This window comes from Roseibium sp. JB4-4, assembly GCF_055693425.1.
In genome coordinates, this window is record NZ_CM146333.1 from 171,508 (window position 1) to 188,348 (window position 16,841).

At 53.0% G+C, this 16,841-nt stretch carries 14 protein-coding genes and 1 tRNA gene; 6 read left to right on the forward strand and 9 right to left on the reverse strand.

Translation table 11 applies throughout. The annotated features are described in order from the left end of the window. Positions 1-31: 31 nt before the first annotated feature. The 4 genes from ACZ1HV_RS00870 to bcp form a co-directional block, all read right to left on the reverse strand. The gene (locus tag ACZ1HV_RS00870) at positions 32-685 is read right to left on the reverse strand and encodes a M23 family metallopeptidase (protein WP_298820455.1); all 654 of its coding nucleotides are present in this window, start codon (positions 683-685) and stop codon (positions 32-34) included. A 17-nt stretch (positions 686-702) separates the two neighbouring features. Next, complete coding sequence (locus tag ACZ1HV_RS00875) at positions 703-1,242, reverse strand: hypothetical protein (RefSeq protein WP_472717035.1); 540 nt, start codon at positions 1,240-1,242, stop codon at positions 703-705. Positions 1,243-1,470: 228 nt separating this feature from the next. Further along, positions 1,471-2,307 (reverse strand): ferritin-like domain-containing protein, encoded by an 837-nt coding sequence (locus tag ACZ1HV_RS00880; protein WP_472718383.1) that lies wholly within the window; start codon positions 2,305-2,307, stop codon positions 1,471-1,473. Positions 2,308-2,329: 22 nt separating this feature from the next. Next, on the reverse strand, positions 2,330-2,797 hold the full coding sequence (gene bcp, locus ACZ1HV_RS00885; protein WP_298820458.1) for a thioredoxin-dependent thiol peroxidase: 468 nt from the start codon (positions 2,795-2,797) through the stop codon (positions 2,330-2,332). A gap of 377 nt (positions 2,798-3,174) precedes the next feature. Between bcp and ACZ1HV_RS00890 the strand changes: the two genes are divergently transcribed. Further along, a complete protein-coding gene (locus ACZ1HV_RS00890; protein WP_472717036.1) occupies positions 3,175-6,291 on the forward strand; it encodes an AsmA-like C-terminal domain-containing protein in 3,117 nt (1,038 codons plus the stop codon). Between the two features lie 56 nt (positions 6,292-6,347). Here ACZ1HV_RS00890 and tyrS read toward each other — a convergent pair whose 3' ends face one another. After that, positions 6,348-7,601: a tyrosine--tRNA ligase gene (gene tyrS, locus ACZ1HV_RS00895; RefSeq protein WP_472718384.1), complete on the reverse strand. Its 1,254-nt coding sequence runs from the start codon at positions 7,599-7,601 to the stop codon at positions 6,348-6,350. Between the two features lie 133 nt (positions 7,602-7,734). After that, a complete protein-coding gene (locus ACZ1HV_RS00900; RefSeq protein ID WP_298820461.1) occupies positions 7,735-7,953 on the reverse strand; it encodes a hypothetical protein in 219 nt (72 codons plus the stop codon). A gap of 169 nt (positions 7,954-8,122) precedes the next feature. Between ACZ1HV_RS00900 and ACZ1HV_RS00905 the strand changes: the two genes are divergently transcribed. After that, positions 8,123-8,392: a tyrosyl-tRNA synthetase gene (locus ACZ1HV_RS00905; protein ID WP_152501562.1), complete on the forward strand. Its 270-nt coding sequence runs from the start codon at positions 8,123-8,125 to the stop codon at positions 8,390-8,392. A gap of 114 nt (positions 8,393-8,506) precedes the next feature. Further along, on the forward strand, positions 8,507-9,559 hold the full coding sequence (locus tag ACZ1HV_RS00910) for a DmpA family aminopeptidase (protein WP_472717037.1): 1,053 nt from the start codon (positions 8,507-8,509) through the stop codon (positions 9,557-9,559). 67 nt (positions 9,560-9,626) lie between these two features. Here the strand turns inward: ACZ1HV_RS00910 and glnA are convergent, their stop codons facing one another. Both glnA and ACZ1HV_RS00920 read right to left on the reverse strand, forming a co-directional pair. Continuing rightward, positions 9,627-11,036 carry a type I glutamate--ammonia ligase gene (gene glnA, locus ACZ1HV_RS00915; RefSeq protein WP_298820466.1) on the reverse strand — a complete coding sequence of 470 codons (1,410 nt, stop codon included), beginning with the start codon at positions 11,034-11,036 and terminating at the stop codon, positions 9,627-9,629. A gap of 126 nt (positions 11,037-11,162) precedes the next feature. After that, positions 11,163-11,501 carry a P-II family nitrogen regulator gene (locus tag ACZ1HV_RS00920; protein ID WP_298820467.1) on the reverse strand — a complete coding sequence of 113 codons (339 nt, stop codon included), beginning with the start codon at positions 11,499-11,501 and terminating at the stop codon, positions 11,163-11,165. 371 nt (positions 11,502-11,872) lie between these two features. Between ACZ1HV_RS00920 and ACZ1HV_RS00925 the strand changes: the two genes are divergently transcribed. The 3 genes from ACZ1HV_RS00925 to ACZ1HV_RS00935 all read left to right on the forward strand — a co-directional run bounded on the left by ACZ1HV_RS00925 (position 11,873) and on the right by ACZ1HV_RS00935 (position 15,582). Then, positions 11,873-13,408: an NAD(P)H-hydrate dehydratase gene (locus ACZ1HV_RS00925; RefSeq protein WP_472717038.1), complete on the forward strand. Its 1,536-nt coding sequence runs from the start codon at positions 11,873-11,875 to the stop codon at positions 13,406-13,408. Between the two features lie 88 nt (positions 13,409-13,496). Then, positions 13,497-13,581: transfer RNA gene (locus ACZ1HV_RS00930), tRNA-Leu, on the forward strand. Positions 13,582-14,532: 951 nt separating this feature from the next. Next, positions 14,533-15,582, forward strand: coding sequence for a phosphoadenosine phosphosulfate reductase domain-containing protein (locus tag ACZ1HV_RS00935; protein ID WP_472718385.1), 1,050 nt, complete (start codon positions 14,533-14,535; stop codon positions 15,580-15,582). Between the two features lie 309 nt (positions 15,583-15,891). On the opposite strand, the gene ACZ1HV_RS00940 is transcribed toward ACZ1HV_RS00935, so the two are convergent. Then, positions 15,892-16,704 carry a L,D-transpeptidase family protein gene (locus ACZ1HV_RS00940; RefSeq protein ID WP_472717039.1) on the reverse strand — a complete coding sequence of 271 codons (813 nt, stop codon included), beginning with the start codon at positions 16,702-16,704 and terminating at the stop codon, positions 15,892-15,894. Positions 16,705-16,841: the final 137 nt, after the last annotated feature.

The following is a 16,841-nucleotide window of genomic DNA, read 5'->3' on the forward strand; positions in this document are numbered from 1 at the left end:
AACAGACGGGGCCTCACTGGCCCCGTTTTTCTTAGAGTGACAGCGCGGCGAGTTTTTCGCCTGCGGCCAGGAAAGAAGCCGGATTGCTGGGCTTTTCATTGCGACGGATCTCGTAATGAAGATGAGGGCCAGTTGATCGGCCAGTGGAACCGACATTTCCAATCAGGTCACCTGCCAGCACATGATCGCCAACAGATACGCGAATGCGGCTGAGATGTGCGTAACGCGTTACAAACCCATTGGCGTGGCGGATCTCCACCATCTTGCCGTATCCACCTTGCCATTTGGCGCTCAGGATCGTTCCGGGAGCAGTCGAATAGACACGTGCTCCATATGGCGCCTTGAAGTCTGTGCCGGTGTGCATGGCAAGACGGCCAAGGAACGGATCGACACGAGGTCCATAACTGCTGGAAACCGACCCGTTTTTGATCGGGCGTTTGACGGGGAGCCGCAAGGCAGTGAATTTTATTCGCCGTAACGCATTGAGCGCATTGCTGGCGCGTTCGATTCTCTGAGGGAAGTTTTCATCGGTTATCGGCAGAAATGGGCCGCCGACGGATGTCTTCTTGCGCAGCGCCGTATTAACAGACGGTGCTATCTTTCGGGTGATGTCAAGGATATCGTCAATCCGGCCCTCAGTTGCCACCGTGATGGCATCAATGGCTGCGGTACTTTCGACGTCCATCGCCGAAATGTCGGCCTTCACCGCATCGAGAGCAGTTTGTTTCTTAGAGTTTTTTTGTCGAGCAGGTCGGCGTTAGCGTCATCGGCCGGTTGTTGCAGGATTGTGAGCGGATCGACGCTCCTGCTTGTGCCATCGCGAAGACCGAGTGCTTTGACCGGCTCGTGAATCAGCTCCGTTTCGCCACCAATCGCTGATTTGTCCTGCCTATCAATCGCTGCAAGTCCACGGCCATCCAGGCTGGGTTTTTGTGGAGGCAGTGGCTTGTCGCTGCTGAGATAGATGCCTGCGTTTTCCGCCCGTGCAACAAGGTCGGCGACAATAGCATGACGCTGGTTGAGGTCCTGCTGCCTGCGCAGCACGTCCATGACCTGGATTTCGACAGACTCCCGATCAACCATCTGGCGGCTGTTCAGGTTTTCAATTTCGGCACGCAGGCGATCGATGTGATCCTGATACTCCAAAACCAGTTCGGTGCGCTCAGCGCTTGCTTCCGCCATCATATCGTTGCGCATGAGATAGTACCCGACAGTCCCAACCACTGCGAGTGTGGCGGTCACACAGGCGATGGCGCCGCAGACAAGGTGAGCGGGACGCACAGTATATGTGGTTGTTTTGGCGTTTTTCCCCAAGGGCGCATGATGTGCTGCCACCCTTTGATTTGGGTATATCCGCGTCTTTTCTCGGCGCTGTTGCATGTTCACTCAGTCACTGCCTGCATTCTGCAAAGGAACTGAGTGTGATTAGAATTTGGTAAGGTTAATAAATCGTCTTCAAAGGGGGTGAAATTACCCGACAAGAGGAGCCAATGGCTTGTAAAACCCAGGGGTTAGGCCAGCTTCAGAGCGTGCACGATCGTTAAAGGGCGGCTTCAGAGCTCCGCGGAAGTGTCGCCGGACATAGGCGTGGAAAGCCGGTTCAGCTCTGATTCCCTGTCGATCGCACAAGAATCGGAACCATTTGGCACCAAATGCGACGTGATTCTTTTCGTCCCGGTAAATGATATCCAGGCACTTTGCCGTTTCTTTGTCATCGATCTGACGGGCCTTTTCTATCATTGGGGGCGTGATATCGAGGCCCCGAGCCTCCAGGACAAGGGGAATAATGGCGAGCCTGGCTGCCAGATCGTGTCCTGTGTCCTGCGCGGCCTGCCAAAGACCATCGTGAGCCGGCAAGTCGCCGTAAGTAGCGCCCAACTGTGAAAGCCTGTCTTGTAGCATTGCAAAATGCTTGGCTTCTTCCAGCCCGACGCGAACCCAGTCGTCATAGTAGGATCTTGGCAATCGGACGTAAGCAAAACGTCCGATAAGGTCCCAGGTCAGATCAACGGCATTCAACTCGATATGCGCAAGCGAATGGATGAGCGCAAGTCTACCCGCTTTGCCGGTGAGGCTTCGTTTGGGCATGTCGCGCGGCGCGAGAAGCGTGGGCTTCGGCGGGCGGCCCGGCCGATCCGGCATGTGACCGTTTTTTGATAGCGAGCCCAAAGCCAGGCTTCTTTGAAACCATGCTTTGGAAACGCCGTAAGCGAGCCGAACCTTTTCGCTGGTCTCGGGAGCCGCGACAATTGCGCGTGCACCGGCAACCAGGCTTTCGGGGATCTCTGATTTTTCCGTCGTCAGCATGCGCGCCTTGTATTCAAGTGGGCTAGAGTGCACCTGCTGCTTCAAACACTGCTTCGGCATGCCCGGGAACTTTCACTTTTCGCCAGATTTGGGCGATTTTCCCTTCCGCGTCTATCAAAAATGTAGCGCGCTCCACACCCATGTATTTCTTGCCGTACATGGATTTCTCCACCCAGACACCATAGCTTTCCGCTGTTTGTGTATCCGTATCAGCACCAAGTCTGACCGCGAGATTGTGTTTGGCAATGAAGTTGTCGTGTTTTTTGGCAGAATCGGGAGAAATTCCGACGATGGTGATTCCGAGTTTCTTGAAAGCCTCCATGTTCTCAGAGAAGGCAATTGCTTCTTTCGTGCAGCCTGGTGTGTTGTCCTTGGGATAAAAATAGACCACCACGGGTTTCCCTCTAAGGGAACTCAGCGAGACCCGACCGCCACCATCGCTCTCCAGATCAAACTCAGGTGCTGCATCGCCAATGGTCAAATCACCCATATTGCCTTCCTTCCGTCAAAGTTTGTGCGTTAATGCCCGAATCCGCCAGTTCGCGGGATCGCGACTGTCGCTTTTGTCAAAGAGTTCGCAGTATCATAGGTCGCTCGGCGACTCGTTCAATGCTGCGCGGGAACAAGCGAAGTCTTGTTTCAGGAAAATCGGATTGCCTGACAGATACGCACAGGCTTTAGAATGGATTTGTGGAGTTGCCAACCAAAGGCGGAGCAACAGAGCAGAAGGAGCCGGGCAAAGCCAGGCCCAAGCGAAAGCGGTTACGATACTTCGTCGCTTTCCTTCTCGTCTGTTTGATCGCGGCGACAATCGCTGTATTTGCCTCCGGGCCAGTTCGCGTGCCTATGCTGGGAAGTCTTCTGGCAATGCAAGGAACCCGCGGCCCGGTCACCCTTTCCGTAGACGGCGCAAGCCTTGACTTTACTGCGCGTGACGGCATCAACATCATACTTGAAGGTGCGAAGGCCAATATCAGTGGCCCCTCGGCAGTCACTTTGCGCCTTCCCAAGCTGACCGCACCTCTTAACAGGGACGCGCTTTTCTCTGGCAAAGTCCATTTCTCCTCGCTCATTCTTGATCAACCGCACGTCGAAATCGAGCTGAAAGGCGGCCCGACCAAGATCCCTGAAATTGGCCCGCTTATGGAAGCAGTCGATCGGGTCAGCGATGTAGTCGATGATCAATTTGCACGCAGAGCTCTGAAGTTTGTCAGCGTCAAGGATGCTTCGGTTGAATTGTCCGGAGCAACCGAGCGACGGTTTGCGGGCATAGACGCTAATGTCTTCAGGGGAAGCAAACGTGCGATCCGCGCTTTTGCAAAAATATCGGGCGGTGTTTCCACCTGGCGGGTGGAGCTTGCACGCAGCGCACCCGAAGGCGGCGCTGAGAAAAGCATTGGCGTTGTGGTCAACGGTATCACTCTCGCCGAATTGCTTGGCCCCGAGGCCACGCCGCAATACGGCAAGGGCTTTGGGTTGCCGGCTTCGGCAAAAATTGAAAGCAGGCTGGATGCGGAAGGTGTGTTTCTTTCAGCAAACGCAGTTGCCCGGGTCCGAAATGGCTGGTTTCAAATGGGAAGGACATTGGTTGCATTTGACGATGCAGCTTTGTCTCTTCTCTTTAAAAAAACCGGTCAACCTATTGAAATAACGAAATCTCATATCATTCGAGGTAACAGCCGAATCTTCTTCACAGGAGCTTTGGAGCCCGGTCTCGACGGTGGACGAGAATGGGGCATCAAGCTGGACGCGGAATATCCGCAATTCGGTTCGGCCGATATTCGAGAAGCGCCCCATATGCTTGATGGGGTCCAGGTTAGAGCGCGTTTTGACACGCAAGATCGGCTTTTGTCGATCGATCGTTTTACCGCGCGTTCCGGCAAAGCGGTTGTTCACGGTGTGGCCGAACTCGAGTTAACGTCCGATGGCCCTTATCTGGCTCTTGCCGCGGAGGGGGAGAAGATCCCGATCGCCGTGGCCAAACAGCTTTGGCCAATAACACTCGTTCCACCTGCGCGGCGATGGATCATCGACAGAATAACAGGTGGAACAATAGAAACGGTTTCCTACACCGGTGCTATCCGTCCACCGGCATTCAATCATCGTGATCCGGATCCGGGGTGGTCCGGCGACGACATGCGTCTGGACATGACCTTTTCTGATGGATCCGTCACGCCCATCGGAGAAGTACCAGAGATAAAGGGGTTGTCTGGGACGCTGACTGTTCAAGACGAAACGCTCACCGTCTCGGCAACCGACGGCTATGTGACGGCCCCTGATGGTGGCGAGATCGTTTTGCCAGTGGGGGTCTTCAATATATTCAACTTGCCGCACCGGCATGGAAAGACTGCCCAGATCACGACGAAGTTGCAAGGCGAGGCAAAGGATCTGGGAGAGGTCGTCGACAGCGCTCCCTTCAGAGTACTTGAGCGCGCCGGATTGAAAAACGACGGTGTCAGCGGTCAGGGCGAACTCGATGTAACGGCAACCTTTCCGCTCGGAGAACCTGTCGACATTGTCGATCTCGATTGGCGGGCAACTGGCGAATTGCAGAATTTTACCGATGCAAACCCGATTTTGGGACACACCGTTGCAGATGCAGATGTCTCAATAGATGCGAACAAGCAGCAGGTCGCGATAACGGGACGGGGCAAACTGGACGGCTTGCAGGCTGATATCGATCTTGTCGTTCCTCTTGGTGAAAACGGAGTTGCCGGCAAGCAAGACGTTATTGTCACCACCACTGCCGCACAGCTGAGAGACAAGGGGATCGATCTGACGGCGTTTCTGGACGGGCCCATGACGCTGAACGTCACACGGGCAGAGGATGCACAGGACTTTGTTATCGATCTGAAACCTACAGATGTGCGCTTGCTGGCCCTTGGATGGCACAAGGCCAATGGGGTTCCGGCAACTGCCTCCTTCAGGCTCGTGGAGACGGATACTTCACGCAAGATCGAGAACTTCAAGCTTACGTCGGAAGGTGTCAATGTCGCCGGGAGAATGAACCTGTCGGCTGATGGTGACCTTGTCACAGCTTCGTTTGATACTTTTCAGCTTCGTCCGGGAGACGATGTAGAAGTCGACATACAGCGCGCTTTAGGTGGTCGATACGACATTATTTTTGCAGGAGCTGCGTTCGACGGTCGTGGACTAATTCGCAGCATTCGCAGTCCCGGTGGAAGCAAGGGAGCGGGCGACTTTGAAGACGGAGCGAGAATTTCAGCTACGATTGATCGTGTCACGGGCTTCAACGGGCAAAGTATCTCAGATTTCGCCGGGCAGATCGAGACCGGCAGCAAAGGTCTGATGTCGGCTGATCTGGGTGGGTTGATGAATGGAAATTCCAGTTTCGAATTCTCCGTGACACCGCAGAACGGATCGCAGTCAGCCATCGGGAACTTTGCCGATACCGGGGCAACACTTCGCTTTCTGGACCTTTACGAACGTATGCAAGGCGGCAAGGGAACCGTGAATGTTGCCATGGCCGACGAAGACAGTTGGGTTGGGGACTTTAATGTCCGAAAGCTGAAGATCACCGAAGACCCCGCTATCAAACGAATCCGGGAGCGTGACCGAAACGGATTGAATCCAGATGGTTCGGTTGCCAATCGGCGGGAAGTTGATGGTACGGCAAGTTTCGACACACTTGACATCAGTTTCAAGCGTGATGGTGACTTGATGACAATCACCAAAGGGGCCCTGCAGGGGGCTGCGCTTGGTGGCACGGTCAGCGGCACTGTCGATTTGGATCAGCAGACACTCAACCTGACCGGAACATTCGTACCGATTTATGCGCTGAACAATTTCTTTGCAAAAATACCGTTGCTTGGGTTTGCGCTTGGTGGCAATTCCGGGGAAGGGCTGATTGGCGTCACCTACAAACTGTCCGGGTCGGTTTCGGATCCGGTGCTGTCCGTCAATCCGATTTCAGCAATTGCGCCTGGCATCTTCCGAAAGATGTTTGAGTTTCAGGCAAATTGACCAACAAAAAAGGCCGGTCAAAATAAACCGGCCTTTTGACAGATTTTCGCGATTGTTCAGACAGGCTTCAAGAGCACGTGCTTTTTCTTTCCAAGTGACAGTTTGACGATTCCGTCTTCGGTGACATCGTCCAGGGACAGTTGCCGGCGGTCATTCTGCTCGCCCTTGTCGTTGATCTTGACCGCGCCGCCCTTGATGTTGCGCCGGACATCACCGTTAGAGGCACACAGTCCGGCGGTAACAAACGCAGACAATACGCCAAGGCCTGCTTCAAGGTCGGCCTTGGAGATTTCGACTGTGGGCAAGCCCTCGGCAGACTGGCCTTCCTCGAAGGCCTTGCGGGCCGTTTCAGCTGCGGTCTCGGCTTTATCGCGACCGTGGATCAGTGCAGTTGCCTCAGTTGCGAGAATTTTCTTGGCTTCGTTGACTTCCGCTCCCTGAAGCCCAGCCAGTCTCGCGACTTCATCCATAGGCAGCACGGTGAAGAGTTTCAGAAAACGCTCGACATCGGCATCTTCTGTGTTGCGCCAATATTGCCAATAGTCATAGGCGGAAAGCTGTTCCTCATTCAGCCAGACGGCTCCGGCTGCGGTCTTGCCCATCTTGGCGCCTGAGGCAGTGGTCAACAACGGGGACGTCAGAGCATATGCTTCCGCTTCACCAAGGCGGCGTACAAGGTCTGTTCCGGAAAGGATATTGCCCCATTGGTCCGAGCCACCCATCTGCAGCCGGCAACCGGTCCTGCGGAAAAGCTCCAGATAGTCATACCCCTGCAAGAGCATGTAGTTGAATTCCAGGAAAGACAGATGCTGTTCACGCTCAAGGCGAAGACGGACCGAGTCACGTTGGATCATCTGATTGACCGAGAAATGCCGGCCAATATCCCTCAGGAAGTCGACATAATTCAACTTAAGGAGCCAGTCGGCATTGTCCAGCATGAGTGCATCGGTCGGACCGTTTCCAAAAGTCAGAAGCTTTTCGAAGACTTTTTTGATGCCGGCCTTGTTCTCTTCAATATCTTGCTCGGTCAGCATCCGGCGGGTTTCGTCCTTGCCAGATGGATCGCCGACACGGGTTGTGCCGCCGCCCATCAAGGCGATCGGACGGTGCCCGGTCTTTTGAAACCAGTGGAGCATCATGATCGGGACAAGTGAGCCCGCATGTAGGCTCGGCGCAGTGCAATCAAAACCGATATAGGCGGTTACGGTCTCTTTGGCACAGAGCGCGTCGAGCCCGTCTGGATCGGAGATCTGGTGAATAAAACCGCGTTCTGAAAGAACGTTTAGAAAGTCCGATTTGAACTCGCTCATGCCTGCCTGTCCGTCCGTAGTCATCTTCTGCGCCCTTAAGCGCACTGTTGGACGTGCTCTAGCGCGTGCTGCCTGCGATGTAAATTGCAGCACAAGGGAAAACGGGACGTAGTTGCAGCTTGACCGGTAAAGATCAGTTGGGAGTGCGTCCCAAAGGACGAACCTTCAGGCACACATACTTCAATTGGCCTTCTTCCCAGGCGATGCGTAACTCTTCGCTCAAGGTTCGAGGTACTAGTTCATCCAACACTGCCTGGCATTCAGCCTCGGTTTCAAAAGTGCCTTCGTCACTTACGGGCCACACATTCGGACCGGTCAGCATTTGGATGGAAACTGCAAGAATAGCCCACATACAGAATCACCTTTCTTTTGTGATTTACATCATAAAATGTAACAAAGCCGCCGCTGATCATGTCAAACTAACCCGACGTGATGACAGTCACAGTCAAACAATTGCGGCAAGTCTATGTTCTTCTCATCGGCGCAGCGAATTGCGCCAGGATCAAAAGAGAGGACCTGACATGTTTCGTAAGTTCGCAATCGCCGCCGTTACTGTTGCCACCGTCGCAACTGCCGCCGTTTCCATGACACCGAGCGAAGCTCATGCAAAGAACCGTGCCGGTGCCGTTGCCGCCGGAGCGATCTTCGGCCTTGCAGCAGGTGCAATTATCGCATCCCAGGCTCGCCCGCGTTACCAGCCGCCGGTTCGCTGCAGCTATCGGCCGATTACCCGCTGGGATGCTTATTATGGCCGTTACGTTGTCGTAGGTCATCGTCAAGTTTGCTACTAAGATTTTTCAAGATCTTTCCGCTTGCGAATTGCCTCCTCCGGGAGGCTTTTTCGTGTTGTGAAGTGTGTCGTTTCACTTTCAAATACGGAACCCGCGAATCTTGCCCGGTGTTCCATGTCTTCTTACCCGCTTTCACCGTCACGCCGCTTTGGTCTGATCTGTGGCTCGCTTGAGCCGGGACCCACCAATTCGATCTCTGATGTCAACGGCGTGTCCGTTGGACACAAGACAATGCGGCGCGGGGAGGTGAACACAGGGTTCACTGCCCTGTTGCCGCATCCCGGGAATGTCTTCCAAGAGAAGCTTTCTGCAGGTGTCGAAATTATAAATGGCTTTGGAAAAAGCGCGGGACTGATTCAGGTTGACGAGCTCGGGACGCTTGAGACGCCGATCCTCCTGACAAACACATTTGCGGTTGGCAGTGGCGTCAACGCATTGATCCGCCAAACAATCATGAAAAATCCGGAGGTGGGTCGCACGACAGGCACAGTGAACCCGGTGGTTCTGGAATGCAATGACGGGTATTTGAGCGACATTCAGGCCATGTCTCTTACCGAATCCGATGCAATTGCAGCGCTCGACGCGGCTTCGCCGGAAGTCGAACAAGGCAGTGTCGGCGCAGGGGCAGGCATGAGCGCATTTGGCTTCAAAGGCGGTCTTGGATCGGCTTCCAGGGTGTTCGAACTGGATGGCGGTCGATTTGTGCTGGGGTCTCTTGTTCTGGCCAATTTTGGCCGCTCAGGTGACCTGATCTTGCCGGACGGTCGACGTCCGGATCCGAAGGAACTCCAGTCTTCGGAAGAACGCGGTTCGGTTATTGTGGTGCTTGCGACCGACGTGCCGCTTGAGAGCCGGCAGTTGAAACGTGTTGCGAAGCGGGCAGGGGCGGGCCTTGCCCGTCTCGGTGCGTTTTATGGAAATGGCAGCGGAGATATCGCGCTGGCATTTTCCACTGCTCAAAAAGTTCTTCATCAGGAAGAGAGAGATTTTGTTGATCGCCGGTGCCTGAACGAAGACCGGATTGATATCCTCTTCAGAGCGGCTGCGGAAACAACACAAGAGGCTGTCTTGAATGCGATGATCGCGTCGCCTGCGATGAAGGGCAGAAATCGGCATGAGAGGCCATCACTGGCTGATTGGCTTCAAGACACATTGAACGAGCTTTAAGGCACGGATCCAATAAAAAACCCCGGCGGTACCGCCGGGGTTTTCCATGTTGCAAGGTACGATCCGATCAGACGGAGTAGTACAGGTCGAATTCGACCGGATGCGGCGTCATTTCGTAACGCTCGACTTCTTCCATCTTCAGTTCGATGTAAGCGTCGATCTGGTCGTCATCGAATACACCGCCGGCTTTCAGGAACTCACGGTCAGCATCGACAGCTTCCAGAGCCTCACGCAGCGAGCCACAAACTGTCGGGATTTCTGCAAGCTCTTCTGCAGGCAGATCGTAGAGGTTCTTGTCCATCGCATCACCGGGATGGATCTTGTTCTTGATGCCGTCGAGACCAGCCATCAGCAGTGCGGAGAAGCAAAGGTACGGGTTGGCAGTCGGATCCGGGAAACGGACTTCGACGCGCTTGGCCTTCGGAGACGCCGTGAATGGAATACGGCAAGATGCGGACCGGTTGCGCGAGGAATATGCCAGCAGAACAGGAGCCTCATAACCCGGAACCAGACGCTTGTAGGAGTTGGTGGACGGGTTGGTGAAGGCGTTGAGGGCCTTGGCGTGCTTCAGAATACCGCCAATGAAGTAGAGGCAGGTTTCGGAAAGGTCTGCGTACTGGTTGCCGGCGAATGTTGGCTCACCGTCTTTCCAGATTGACAGGTGACAGTGCATGCCGGTGCCGTTGTCGCCGAAGACCGGCTTCGGCATGAAGGTTGCGGACTTGCCGTAAGCATGTGCAACCTGATGGACAACGTATTTGTAGACCTGCATGTTGTCGGCGCAAGTGGTCAGAGCGTCGAACTTCATGCCGAGTTCGTGCTGAGCTGCAGCCACTTCGTGGTGATGCTTCTCAGTCGGAACACCCATTTCGCCCATCACGGACAGCATTTCGGAGCGGATGTCCTGTGCGCTGTCAACTGGCGGGACCGGAAAGTAGCCACCCTTGGTGCGCGGGCGGTGTCCGAGGTTGCCTGTCTCGTATTCGGAACCCATGTTGGACGGCAGTTCTGTGCTGTCCAGAATAAAGCCGGTGTTGTAAGGGTCGGCATTGAAACGGACGTCGTCGAACATGAAGAATTCGGCTTCCGGACCAACATAGATCGTGTCACCGAAACCGCCGGACTTGACGTATGCTTCTGCCTTTTTGGCGGTCATGCGCGGGTCGCGGTTGTAACCTTCACCGGTGATCGGGTCGACGATGTCGCAGAAGATCGCCATTGTGGACTGTGCGAAGAACGGATCGATGTGAGCTGATTCCGGATCCAGGATCAGCATCATGTCAGACTCGTTGATGGCCTTCCAGCCAGCAATGGACGATCCGTCGAAAGCAACGCCTTCGGCAAACATGTCTTCATCGACAAGAGCAACATCCATCGTGACGTGCTGCATTTTACCGCGCGGGTCGGTAAAACGCAGGTCGACGAATTTCACGTCCTTTTCCTGAATTTCCTTCAGGACTTCAGCGGCAGTGGTCATAGTGTCCATCCCTTAATTATCATGTGAACGGTTGGGTATTGTTCCGGCCCTGCTGAGGTTCAGATCGAGCTCTTTCAGACGCTGGACCGGAATTCGGATAGCCGGCGAATGCCGGAATTAGGTGGGTTAGATGGCGTCAGTGCCGGACTCGCCGGTTCTGATGCGAACAGCTTCCTCGATGTTAGACACGAAAATCTTGCCGTCACCAATGCGACCTGTTTGCGCGGCGGATCGGATCGCGTCAACGGCTTTCTCGACCATTTCGTCACCAAGCACGATTTCGACTTTCACCTTGGGGAGAAAATCCACGACATACTCAGCGCCGCGATAAAGCTCCGTGTGGCCCTTCTGGCGACCAAAGCCCTTGGCCTCGGTCACAGTGATGCCCTGAAGGCCGACTTCCTGCAGAGCTTCTTTAACCTCGTCCAATTTGAAGGGCTTGATGATCGCTTCGATCTTTTTCATCACCTTGTGTCTCTCTCCACTTGTCAGGCCGTGAGTGCTCGGCTGGTCGTTAGTTTTCCGGTTCTCGTAGAGACAAGCAGACCCTACGGGCCCGGAGGGACCGTTGACCGCATCAAAGCATGATGTGTGCCAACCCAAGTTGTGCATGTGCAAAATTTTGAAGGGCCGGGAATTCCGCCAAAAAAAACAGCAATTCAAGCAGTGCAGTTTCGGAGAACACACGCGGCCCATCATGGGATTGACTACATACTAGGCAAATCGCCTAATTAATAGGCGGAAATTGTGTTGCTTCCATCATCAAAAGGTTGGATCTCGACAAAACTGATCCTCGCTTGCAAAGGTGGGGTGGCAGGATATCGAGGTTCGAACCAATGACAACAGACTTGCGCTCAACACTTCCTATATTGCTGTCGCCCACCGAAATGGGACAGGCCGACAGGCTGACTATCGAAAGTGGTGTCGCAGGCATTGAGCTGATGGAGCGGGCTGGGCAGGCGGTGGCGCGTGCCGCCTTCGAAATGGTATCCGCGGGAGCGCGGATCGTGATCCTTTGCGGGCCCGGAAACAATGGTGGTGACGGTTTTATTGCAGCACGATGCCTTGCCGCGATGGGGTACGGTATCGACGTGCTTTTGACCCACACGGCTGACAGGCTCAAAGGAGACGCTCTTATGGCCTTTGAGAGGATGGGTTCGCCTGCCGAACTCATCGATGAAGGCAAAGAGGGGCAAAAACTTCTGTCCACGCGTTTGGGCAGAGCGGACCTGATCATCGACGGTCTATTCGGCGCCGGACTCGACCGGCCGCTTGAGGGAAAGATCAGGCATGTTGTTGATGCGGTGAATGGCAGCGGCATGCCAGTGCTGGCCATTGACCTTCCGTCTGGTGTCAACGGTGTCAGCGGCGAGGAACTCGGATCTGCTGTCAGAGCGCAAAAGACAGTCACCTTTTTTCGCGAAAAACCCGGCCATATACTTTTTCCTGGGCGGGCACTTTGTGGGGCCGTTGTTGTGGCACAAATCGGCATCCGGCCAGAAGTGCTTGATGGCATCAAGCCGCAAGTCTTTGAAAATTCGCCGGAGCTTTGGAGACATGCCTGGCCGATGGCAGGTCGGCAGGGCCACAAATACACCAGAGGGCACGCCGTCGTATTCAGCGGCCCGGTGTCTTCAACCGGCGCTGCCAGACTGGGCGCTGCCGCAGCACTGCGTGCCGGGGCCGGGCTTGTAACGCTGGCATCGCCACCAGATGCGATGATGGTCAACGCCTGCCATTTGACCGCTGTCATGCTGAAAAAACTGGTTGGCGAAACGGCTGTCCAGAATTTGCTTTCTGACAAGCGGTTTTCATCGGTTCTGATTGGTCCCGGATTTGGCATTGATGCTGAGACTTGCTCTTCAGTCGAGGCCATTCTTTGCGCCAGTCGAGCAACCGTTCTTGATGCGGACGCCTTGACCAGTTTCTCTGAAAGCCCCGACACTCTTTTTTCCCTTATAAGGCTAAGTGACGCGCCGGTTGTTCTGACACCTCACGAGGGCGAGTTCGCCAGGCTTTTCCCACAGGCCGAAGGTGACAAGCTCGCGCGTGCACGTTTGGCAGCAAGGCTTTCAGGCGCGACGCTCATATTGAAGGGGGCGGATACCGTCATCGCTTCACCTGATGGCCGGGCTGCGATCAACCGCAATGCACCGCCATGGCTCGCCACTGCGGGTTCCGGTGACGTTCTTGCAGGTATCTTGACCGGTCTGCTTGCACAAGGCGTGTCAGGCTTTGAAGCTGCCTGTCAGGCGGTTTGGCTCCATGGAGAAGCTGGGAACATTGTCGGGCCAGGACTGATTGCTGAAGACCTTGCCCCGGCGCTCAAAGATGTGCTGCCAGCGCTTGTGGACAAATTGGGTGAGGGGTAGGGCGACAGCCTCGTTTTTCCTTTGACGGAAAAGTCAGTGGTGCTATAGAGGCCCCGCTTCATCGGCAGAGCGACAAGGCTTCTGCAGTGCGGATGTGGTGAAATTGGCAGACACGCCAGATTTAGGTTCTGGTGCCGCAAGGCGTGGGGGTTCAAGTCCCTCCATCCGCACCATTAAAATCTTATAAATTATTGATTTTATTGAGTTATTTTTTGTGTCAGACTCAAAAATGTACATCAGTATGTACAAATTGATGTACATCGTTGCCTGAGATTACAGTTTTTACGCGTGAGAAAGTGACCTTTTTTCAAAAGAAGCTTCTCATGTTTTCTTTCTTTTCGAGCAAACAGTCTTGTTGCGTCTGACCGGTTGCATTCAGTGTTTCAACCAGAATAAATTTGACCACTGATTCACGAGCGGTTCAGAGCATGAGCAACACAACGCAAAAGTATCTGCGATTTATTATCCCGGGATTGTTCGGATATTTGGCAATTTACTTTATTTGCCTTGGTTGCGATTTTTGTAATATTGGTCTTCCAACAAATTTCGATGAAGTATTGAAGCTAACAATAGTATTTCTATTGTCTTTTTTTACCATATATCGCCGTTCAGGCGTATATCGAATAAACCACATCTGTTTAGCGTAAATGTCGGTATAAAAGATACGCTGACTAATCCATTCGTTGGAGATTACAAAGAACTAAAGAACATTAGCTGGAACAGCTTTAAGGATGTTTTTTATCCTTTGATAGACAACGATCAGACACTAAAACTTCGATCGGAAAACATAAGGTTCAACGGAACTCTTTGGACGAGTGCAGCAGACTTGAGAGCTGTATCGTTAATTGGGTTTCTTGTTTCGGTTGCGTTCGCGGTGGCGTCAAATCTTGACGTGTATAGTGGTTTCGACCAAGGTAGCTTGAAAATTAGTGCGCTAGTATTCGCGTTAGGGTTCGTAATCTCCTTGCCAATCTCATGGGTGCTTACAAATAAGCAACGAGAATTGGTGTTGGATCAATGTGATTACATCCTGATGCACAAAAAAGCCGATTTGGAACAAGGACTCTTAGAGATTGTCCGGAGTAGAAATTGATCACTTTAAGCGCGTTGAACAAATTTCAGATTTGCTCTTAGAAATTGGCTCGCCGATTACTATTGGGTTCAGCGGTGGAAAAGACAGTAGCGCAGTAGTTAAAATATTATGGGCATGCGCTCAAAGACTCGGGAGTGACTGCCCCCATTTGAGTGTTGTTTACTGCGATACCGAAGTAGAAAACCCAATCATAGACATTCACGTGAAATCCACCCTTGGCGAGCTTCGGCGTGAGGCAAACACGGTAGGAATAAATCTAGACTGTCAAATAATTAGGCCTGAAATCCATCGTGGCTACTTTGTAAGAGTTATTGGGAGGGGCTACCCAACTCCAACCAATAGCTTTCGCTGGTGTACGAAAGATATTCGAATAAGGCCCTTTCAATCATATCTACGAAATCGCAATTCGGAACCCTGGGTCGCGATTGGCACAAGGTTTGGAGAAAGCGCGCAGCGGGACCGTTCATTAAACAGGCATCAAGATCAACACAGCTCTCATCAATTTGTCCAAAAACAACGCGATGGCGGGAGAGACACGAAGCTGTTAACGCCCATTATTGATTACAGTACTAGCGATGTGTGGGAATTACTTTGTGACTTCCCCGGCCCAGAGTCGATCGATGCTTTTAGGTTATCAAGCCTCTACAAAGATGGTGGCGGTGAGTGTCCCGCAATTCGTGACTTTCAGGACAAACCTTGTAGTAAGGCGAGATTTGGTTGTTGGACATGCACCGTGGTTCGAAGAGACAAATCAGCGGAGAACCTCGTTAACTCCGGACATCAGGAGCTGTTGCCTTACCTTGAATTCCGAAGCTGGCTAGCCGATTTCAGAAGTCAGCCCGAGAACCGTTGTGAATTTAGGCGCAACGGGAAACGCGGACCAGGACCATTCACAATTGCTGCACGTCACGAGATTTTTCGCAGGCTCAAAGAGTTGGAAACGATAGTCGAAAGACGGATTGTCAACAGACACCAGGAACGGGAAATCGTCTCGCTTGTTAAGGCAGACCTTGCTGATGAGAAATACCGTCAGGGAGATCGTTCCCTAAATGTTGGAACAAAATTTCCCTTGTTTGCATAGATCGAAAATTGTCAGGCGATCCTGCACCTCACCCTGGATGTTGGGTAGAGATTTTGAAACAGTAGGCTTCTTGAATTACGACAAATTACGGAAAACTGCCGCACCGTTTTGGTGTACATTTTGATGTACAGAATGATGTACATCTTAAATTTGAAAATCTTATAAGGTATTGAAAAATATAGATTTTGTGTTCAGCTTCAGTCCCTCCATCCGCACCAAAAATTCTACGCGTTCCTGTCCTTTGACCTGGCTGAATGCAGCGTAGATCGAATGAGGCCCCACCAAATGCAATCGAATACGGCGATCTGCTCAATCGGCCCCGTTTTGCTGTGGCTTTTGGCGGAACAGGTGATTGGCGGCTTTACCAAAATTCGGCGTTTCCACAATGAGATAACGCTTGTTTGCAACCTCGATTGACGGTGGCATGCCTGTCTTTTCAAAGGCGTCATGCCCCTCTTTCAAATTCTGCCAAAAGTCAGACCACTCAGAGGATTTGTGCAGGTTAATACTTTCGTCTGTCATTCGGAATGGAAATACATGCACATCAAAGGCTTCCTCTCCGCCTTTGAAAGCTTCATTTGCAGCCAAATAGATCTCTTCAATGCCCGCGTCCGTTATCGCATAGCAGCCGATTGAGACACAGCTTCCATGAATCATCAAGAAGCTGCCGGTCCGGTCAAGAGCGCGGTCATAAGCGTTGGGAAATCCCAAATTGAAGGAAAGGTGATAGCGGCTGTTCGGGTTCATGAGCTCGCGCGTGACCTTGTAGAAACCCTCTGGGCTTTGCCTGTCACCTTCCTTTAGCTTTGGTCCGAGCTCACCTGAATAGTTGCAAATGGGATATGTTCTGAAGCGCTTGTAGCCACTGATGGTTGCCACCCAGAGCTCAAGCTCGCTGGTAGCCTTGAAGACCCGGACAAAGACGGGTGCGCCAAGCCTCAGACCCTTTTCAGCAAACTCTTCTTCCAGCCTTGGCAGCACTTTTGCCTCGACGTTTTCCAGGCGTTCAGAATTCGGTAGCTTGCCTTGCGCGAAGACAGAGGTCATCAAAAGCGAAAAAACAGCGGTCGAAAACAAACCTGAGAGCAGTAGCAAGAGGTGTTTTCGAGCAGGTTGCTTCAAGCAAAATCTCCAGAACGCTGGGTGTTTGCGACCATGCGGAGGCAAATCTAGCCTGCCAAGTTTGTGTGAGTTTGGGCGGTATGCCCAGTCAAGTGGCTGAGCCTACTTGAAAGTATCGACCAACTACGGCCGAATTG